General features: G+C 62.2%; 7 protein-coding genes. 6 read left to right on the forward strand and 1 reads right to left on the reverse strand.

Translation table 11 applies throughout. The features are described 5' to 3' along the window. Positions 1-250, reverse strand: a 250-nt coding sequence (locus N5D48_RS25315; protein ID WP_279888807.1) for a DUF2790 domain-containing protein, incomplete at its 3' end; no start/stop codon positions are given. 408 nt (positions 251-658) lie between these two features. On the opposite strand from N5D48_RS25315, the gene acs reads away from it, so the two are divergent. From acs to N5D48_RS25345, 6 genes are all read left to right on the forward strand, one after another. Continuing rightward, complete coding sequence (acs, locus tag N5D48_RS25320; RefSeq protein WP_279888808.1) at positions 659-2,620, forward strand: acetate--CoA ligase; 1,962 nt, start codon at positions 659-661, stop codon at positions 2,618-2,620. A 506-nt stretch (positions 2,621-3,126) separates the two neighbouring features. Further along, positions 3,127-3,912 (forward strand): ABC transporter substrate-binding protein, encoded by a 786-nt coding sequence (locus N5D48_RS25325; protein ID WP_279888810.1) that lies wholly within the window; start codon positions 3,127-3,129, stop codon positions 3,910-3,912. 91 nt (positions 3,913-4,003) lie between these two features. Beyond that, complete coding sequence (locus N5D48_RS25330) at positions 4,004-4,693, forward strand: ABC transporter permease (protein WP_279888811.1); 690 nt, start codon at positions 4,004-4,006, stop codon at positions 4,691-4,693. Further along, positions 4,690-5,388: an ABC transporter permease gene (locus N5D48_RS25335; RefSeq protein ID WP_279888812.1), complete on the forward strand. Its 699-nt coding sequence runs from the start codon at positions 4,690-4,692 to the stop codon at positions 5,386-5,388. Before N5D48_RS25330 ends, N5D48_RS25335 begins: the two co-directional genes overlap by 4 nt. 22 nt (positions 5,389-5,410) lie before the next feature. After that, positions 5,411-6,175 (forward strand): ATP-binding cassette domain-containing protein, encoded by a 765-nt coding sequence (locus tag N5D48_RS25340; RefSeq protein ID WP_279888813.1) that lies wholly within the window; start codon positions 5,411-5,413, stop codon positions 6,173-6,175. Positions 6,176-6,279: 104 nt separating this feature from the next. Further along, positions 6,280-7,253 (forward strand): GlxA family transcriptional regulator (locus N5D48_RS25345; protein ID WP_279888814.1); only part of this gene is annotated, 974 nt, incomplete at its 3' end.

A 7,253-nucleotide genomic window follows, 5' to 3' on the forward strand; every position in this document is an offset into this window, starting at 1 on the left:
CGTTGGAGCAGCCGTTCCCCATCACGCGGTATTCGAGAATGTGCTTCTGGCCCTGGGAGTCCTCATAGGTCATGCGCGCCGGCACTACTTCGCAGACGTTCGGCACTTCGCTCATGGAAATGACGCGGGCGATGTCCAGGTGCTGCGAGTAACTGTACTGTTCAACCGGAATCTGCTCGACATCTTTTGCTTCGCTGGCCAATGCCGCGCCGCAAAAACCGCCAAGTACCAATACCAGTAAAGCTTTCATTTTCAATTTACCTGTCTAAGGTCGTGAGGGGGCACGCGGCGCTTTTGGCGCCGCGAGTACAGCAAGTTTCAACTATCAGGATGGGGTGCGAATTAACGTTGCCTTCGTGGGGGCTGTTACCAAGTTAATCGCGTTGCCGTTGCTGGCGAGGTGAATTTTATGGGGGTGGCCGGGGCTGAAACAGAGGGGGTTTTGATAAAGTCTTTTGACAGAATCTGTAACAATCCCTTCGCCGGCGTGCGTTTTTTCTTGTCTGCGTGGTCGAAAGCCACGAGCTAGAGCGATCGTGGTGGCGTGGTGAAGTGCCGCTTCGTCGCGTTACTACCAACGTCGAATGGCCTTTGCCGCTCTGGTACAGTTACAAACGGTTCCATATACAAAAACAACTATTACACCGAGGTAACACAGATGAGTGCGGCTCCACTGTATCCCGTTCGTCCCGAGGTTGCGGCCAGTACCCTGACCGACGAGGCCACCTACAAGGCCATGTACCAGCAATCGGTGATCAACCCGGACGGCTTCTGGCGCGAGCAGGCCCAGCGTCTGGACTGGATCAAGCCCTTCACCAAGGTCAAGCAGACCTCGTTCGACGACCACCATGTCGATATCAAGTGGTTCGCCGACGGCACTCTGAACGTTTCCTATAACTGCCTGGACCGCCATCTTGCAGAGCGCGGCGACCAGCTGGCGATCATTTGGGAAGGCGACGACCCTTCCGAACATCGCAACATCACCTACCGCGAGCTTCACGAGCAGGTCTGCAAGTTCGCCAACGCCCTGCGTGGCCAGGACGTGCACCGTGGCGACGTGGTGACCATCTACATGCCGATGATCCCCGAGGCCGTGGTCGCCATGCTGGCCTGTGCCCGCATCGGTGCGATCCACTCGGTGGTGTTCGGCGGCTTCTCGCCGGAGGCGCTGGCCGGTCGCATCATCGACTGCAAGTCGAAAGTGGTGATCACCGCCGACGAGGGGCTGCGCGGTGGCCGTCGCACCCCGCTCAAGGCCAACGTCGACCTGGCCCTGACCAACCCTGAAACCAACAGCGTGCAGAAGATCATCGTGTGCAAGCGCACCGGTGGCGACATCGCCTGGCACCAGCATCGTGATATCTGGTACGAAGACCTGATGAAGGTTGCCTCCAGCCACTGCGCGCCGAAAGAGATGGGCGCCGAGGAGGCGCTGTTCATCCTCTATACCTCCGGTTCCACCGGCAAGCCCAAGGGCGTGCTGCACACCACCGGCGGTTATCTGGTGTATGCCGCGCTGACCCATGAGCGCGTGTTCGACTACCGCCCGGGCGAGGTCTACTGGTGCACCGCCGACGTGGGCTGGGTCACCGGCCACAGCTACATCGTCTATGGCCCGCTGGCCAACGGCGCCACCACGCTGCTGTTCGAAGGCGTGCCGAACTATCCGGACATCACCCGGGTGTCGAAGATCGTCGACAAGCACAAGGTCAACATCCTCTACACCGCGCCGACCGCCATTCGCGCCATGATGGCCGAAGGCGAGGCGGCGGTGGCCGGTGCCGATGGCTCCAGCCTGCGCCTGCTGGGCTCGGTGGGCGAGCCGATCAACCCCGAGGCCTGGAACTGGTACTACAAGACCGTCGGCAAGGAGCGTTGCCCGATCGTCGATACCTGGTGGCAGACGGAGACGGGTGGTGTGCTGATCAGCCCGCTGCCGGGCGCCACCGCGCTGAAGCCAGGGTCCGCGACCCGTCCATTCTTCGGCGTGGTGCCGGCGTTGGTGGATAACCTGGGTAACCTTATTGAAGGCGCCGCCGAAGGCAACCTGGTGATCCTCGACTCCTGGCCAGGCCAGTCGCGCTCGCTGTACGGCGACCATGACCGCTTCGTCGACACCTACTTCAAGACCTTCCGTGGCATGTACTTCACCGGTGACGGTGCTCGTCGCGACGAGGATGGCTACTACTGGATCACTGGGCGCGTCGATGATGTGCTCAACGTCTCCGGGCACCGCATGGGTACCGCCGAGATCGAGAGCGCGATGGTGGCGCACCCGAAAGTCGCCGAGGCGGCGGTGGTGGGGGTGCCGCATGACATCAAGGGGCAGGGCATCTATGTCTATGTCACCCTCAATGCCGGTGAGGAGTCGAACGAGCAGCTGCGCCTGGAGCTGAAGAACTGGGTACGCAAGGAAATCGGCCCGATCGCTTCGCCGGACGTGATCCAGTGGGCGCCGGGGCTGCCGAAGACCCGTTCGGGCAAGATCATGCGCCGTATCCTGCGCAAGATCGCCACCGGCGAGTACGATGCGCTGGGTGATATCTCCACCCTGGCCGACCCGGGCGTGGTGCAGCACCTGATCGACACCCACAAGGCGATGAGCCTCGCTACCGCCTGATCATCCGGAGGCACCCGAGGTCATCAGCAGAAACCCCGTCGAGCAATCGGCGGGGTTTTTGCTTGTGGGTACGGGCTGTTACTCCGACATTCATCGGTAACCTCCGCTGTCACCGAATTCGCACAAAAGCGGGGCTTCCAGAAACATTCATGTGCCAATCTGGGGCGATTCTGTGAGCATTTCATGCAGGGTTGCACGCTGCGCTTGCCGGAATACAAGGCTTTGCCAATAATAGGCCCGCTTATTGCTTGAGGTATGGGTTATTTCTCTTTTGCTCTTGCATATCTCGCAGGAGCTGTCAATATCGCCCGCCGCGGTTCCTGGCGCTTCTGTAATTAGTTGTCGCTTTGAAGAAATATCGACTACCGGGCTGTCGTTAAAATGCCACTCACTCGCTCGTGGTCTGCGACCTTGGTCGAAACCTGCGCGGCTCGCGTTGTACCCATTCGCATATCGGGCAGCCGTTACAACTGCCTTGTATTGCCCCGTACCGATGGAGTTACCTGATGAAGAAGCTCGCACTGCTTGGCGCCCTGGCGCTTTCCGTGTTTTCCCTGGTATCGCAGGCCGATGAGAAGCCGTTGAAGATCGGTATCGAGGCCGCCTACCCACCCTTCGCCTTCAAGCAACCCGATGGCAGCCTCGCCGGCTTCGACTACGACATCGGCAACGCCCTGTGCGAAGAGATGAAAGCCAAGTGCACCTGGGTCGAGCAGGAATTCGATGGCCTGATCCCGGCGCTGAAGGTGCGCAAGATCGACGCCATCCTGTCGTCCATGTCGATCACTGAAGACCGCAAGAAATCGGTCGACTTCACCAAGCGCTACTACCTGACCCCGGCGCGCCTGGTGATGAAGGACGGCACCGTCGTCAGCGAGAGCCTGGACGAACTCAAGGGCAAGAAGATCGGCGTGCAGCGCGGCTCGATCCACGATCGCTTCGCCAAGGAAGTCTTTGCCCCGAAAGGCGCCACCGTCGTGCCGTACGGCACCCAGAACGAGATCTACCTGGACGTCGCTGCTGGCCGCTTGGACGGTACCGTGGCCGATGCCACCCTGCTCGAAGATGGTTTCCTGAAGACCGACGCTGGCAAGGGCTTCGCGTTCGTCGGTCCATCGTTCACTGACGTGAAGTACTTCGGTGATGGCGTCGGTATCGCCGTGCGTAAGGGCGACAAGGCCAATGCCGAGCGCATCAACGCGGCCATCGACGCGATTCGCGCCAACGGCAAATACAAAGAGATCGAGAAGAAGTACTTCAACTTCGACATCTACGGTCCAGACTCGAAGTAAGCCATCGAGTTTCACCTGTGCAATGGTGCAAACAGCAGAATCTCTGAGGTTTGCACCATTTTTCATTCCCAAGCCCTGAGGAATCCGAATCATGTTGAAAGGCTATGGGGCAGTCATCCTCGACGGAGCGTGGCTGACGCTGCAGCTCGCCCTGTCGTCGATGGCCCTGGCCATCGTCCTCGGCCTGATCGGCGTGGCGCTGCGCTTGTCGCCGGTGCGCTGGCTGGCCTGGCTGGGGGACCTGTATTCCACGGTGATCCGCGGTATCCCCGATCTGGTCCTGATCCTGCTGATCTTCTACGGCGGCCAGGACATCATCAACCGGGTAGCGCCGCTGCTCGGCTATGACGACTACATCGACCTGAACCCATTGATCGCCGGCATCGGCACCCTGGGGTTCATCTTCGGCGCCTATCTGTCGGAAACCTTCCGTGGTGCGTTCCTGGGCATTCCCAAGGGGCAGGCCGAGGCGGGCGCCGCCTATGGCATGAGCGGCTTCCAGGTGTTCTTCCGGATCATGGTGCCGCAGATGATCCGCCTGGCGATCCCGGGCTTCACCAACAACTGGCTGGTGCTGACCAAGGCCACCGCGTTGATTTCGGTGGTCGGCCTGCAGGACATGATGTTCAAGGCAAAGCAGGCGGCGGACGCCACCCGCGAACCCTTTACCTTCTTCCTCGCGGTGGCGGCGTTGTACCTGGTGCTGACCAGTGTCTCGCTGCTGGCGCTGAAGTATCTCGAGAAGCGCTACTCGGTGGGCGTCAAGGCGGCTGAACTATGATCTTCGACTACAACGTCATCTGGGAGGCCATGCCGCTGTACCTCGGCGGCTTGCTGACCACCCTCAAGCTGCTGGCGCTGTCGCTGTTCTTCGGCCTGCTGGCGGCCGTGCCGCTGGGCCTGATGCGGGTCTCGAAGCAGCCGCTGGTGAACATGTCCGCCTGGCTGTACACCTACGTGATCCGCGGCACGCCGATGCTGGTGCAGCTGTTCCTGATCTACTACGGGCTGGCCCAGTTCGAGGCGGTGCGCGAAAGCATCTTCTGGCCATGGCTGTCCAGCGCGACCTTCTGTGCTTGCCTGGCCTTCGCCATCAACACCAGCGCCTATACTGCCGAGATCATCGCCGGCAGCCTCAAGGCCACGCCCCATGGCGAGATCGAGGCGGCCAAGGCCATCGGCATGTCACGCATGAAGATGTATCGCCGCATCCTGCTGCCATCCGCGCTGCGCCGGGCGCTGCCGCAGTACAGCAACGAAGTGATCATGATGCTGCAGACCACCAGCCTGGCGTCGATCGTCACCCTGATCGACATCACCGGTGCCGCGCGCACGGTCAACGCCCAGTACTACCTGCCTTTCGAGGCCTACATCACGGCGGGCGTGTTCTACCTGTGCCTGACCTTCATCCTCGTGCGCCTGTTCAAGATGGCCGAACGCCGCTGGCTCGGCTACCTGGCGCCGCGCAAGCACTGACCGCTCTGTGAGATCCGACAGCATGTACAAACTCCAAATCCAAGACCTGCACAAGCGCTACGGCAGCCACGAGGTGCTCAAGGGCGTCTCCCTCGAAGCCAAGGCAGGCGACGTGATCAGCATCATCGGCTCCAGCGGCTCGGGCAAATCGACCTTCCTGCGCTGCATCAACCTGCTGGAGCAGCCGCACGCGGGCAAGATCCTGCTCAACAACGAAGAGCTCAAGCTGGTCGCCGGCAAGGACGGCGCGCTCAAGGCGGCCGATCCGAAGCAGCTGCAGCGCATGCGCTCGCGCCTGTCGATGGTGTTCCAGCACTTCAACCTGTGGTCGCACATGACCGCGCTGGAGAACATCATCGAGGCACCGGTGCATGTGCTGGGCGTGAACAAGAAAGAGGCGCTGGAGAAGGCCGAGCATTACCTGGCCAAGGTGGGCGTGGCGCATCGCAAGGACGCTTTCCCCGGGCACATGTCCGGCGGCGAGCAGCAGCGCGTGGCCATCGCCCGCGCCCTGGCGATGGAGCCTGAGGTGATGCTGTTCGACGAGCCGACTTCGGCGCTCGACCCGGAGCTGGTGGGCGATGTGCTCAAAGTGATGCAGTCGCTGGCCCAGGAGGGGCGCACCATGGTCGTGGTCACCCACGAGATGGGCTTCGCCCGTGAAGTCTCCAACCAGTTGGTGTTCCTGCACAAGGGCCTGGTCGAGGAGCGGGGCTGCCCGCGCGAGGTGCTGGCCAATCCGCAATCGGAGCGCCTGCAGCAGTTCCTCTCCGGCAGCCTCAAGTAATCGCTGCACTTTTGCACCAGGATGGGGCATGCTGCGCAACGCATGCAGCCTGCCCCCGGCGCCACAAGCGCTAACCTCCCTTCCCAGGTTTCGGACCACGCCCTATGACCACCCAGCGAATCGGATTTCTCATCTGGCCCGGCACCAAGCCGCTGACTCTGGCGCTGGCGGACGAGGTGTTGCAGGTGGCTCAGCGGGTCCATCCGGATGTGGTCTACGAGCTGACCTACCTGCAGGCCGAGGCCGGGCAGGAGAGTGCCTGGCGCCTGCCGGGCGAGCCGTGGAGCGGTCGCCTGGAAGGGTGTCACAAGCTGTTCCTGCTGGCCGACGAGCCGCCTGCGGCGGTCGGTTCCGCGCTGTCGGCCGCGCTCAAGCAGCTGGCGCGCGGCGGTTGCATGATCGGCGGGTTGTCCGCTGGGGTGTACCCGCTGGCGGCGCTGGGCCTGCTCGATGGCTACCGTGCCGCGGTGCACTGGCGTTGGCAGGACGACTTTGCCGAGCGCTTCCCCAAGGTGATCGCCACCAGCCATCTGTTCGACTGGGATCGTGATCGGCTGACCGCGTGCGGCGGCATGGCGGTGACCGACCTGCTGCTGGCCGTGCTGGCCCGGGATCATGGCGCGGAACTTGCCGGGGCGGTGTCGGAGGAGCTGGTGGTCGAGCGCATTCGCGAGGGTGGCGAGCGCCAGCGCATCCCGCTGCAGAATCGCCTGGGCTCCAGCCATCCCAAGCTCACCCAGGCGGTGCTGCTGATGGAGGCCAATATCGAAGAGCCGCTGACCACCGACGAGATCGCCCAGCATGTGTGTGTTTCGCGTCGTCAGTTGGAGCGGATCTTCAAGCAGTACCTCAATCGCGTGCCCAGCCAGTATTACCTGGAGCTGCGTCTGAACAAGGCGCGGCAGATGCTGATGCAGACCAGCAAGTCGATCATCCAGATCGGCCTGTCCTGCGGGTTCTCCTCCGGGCCGCATTTCTCCAGCGCGTACCGCAACTTCTTCGGTGCCACGCCGCGTGAAGACCGCAATCAGCGGCGCAGTAGCAGCCCGTTCGAGCTGAGTTCGGCGCCGGCCGAGCG

Origin of the sequence: Pseudomonas sp. GD03858, assembly GCF_029840925.1 — a bacterium.
Classification (GTDB): Bacteria; Pseudomonadota; Gammaproteobacteria; order Pseudomonadales; family Pseudomonadaceae; genus Aquipseudomonas.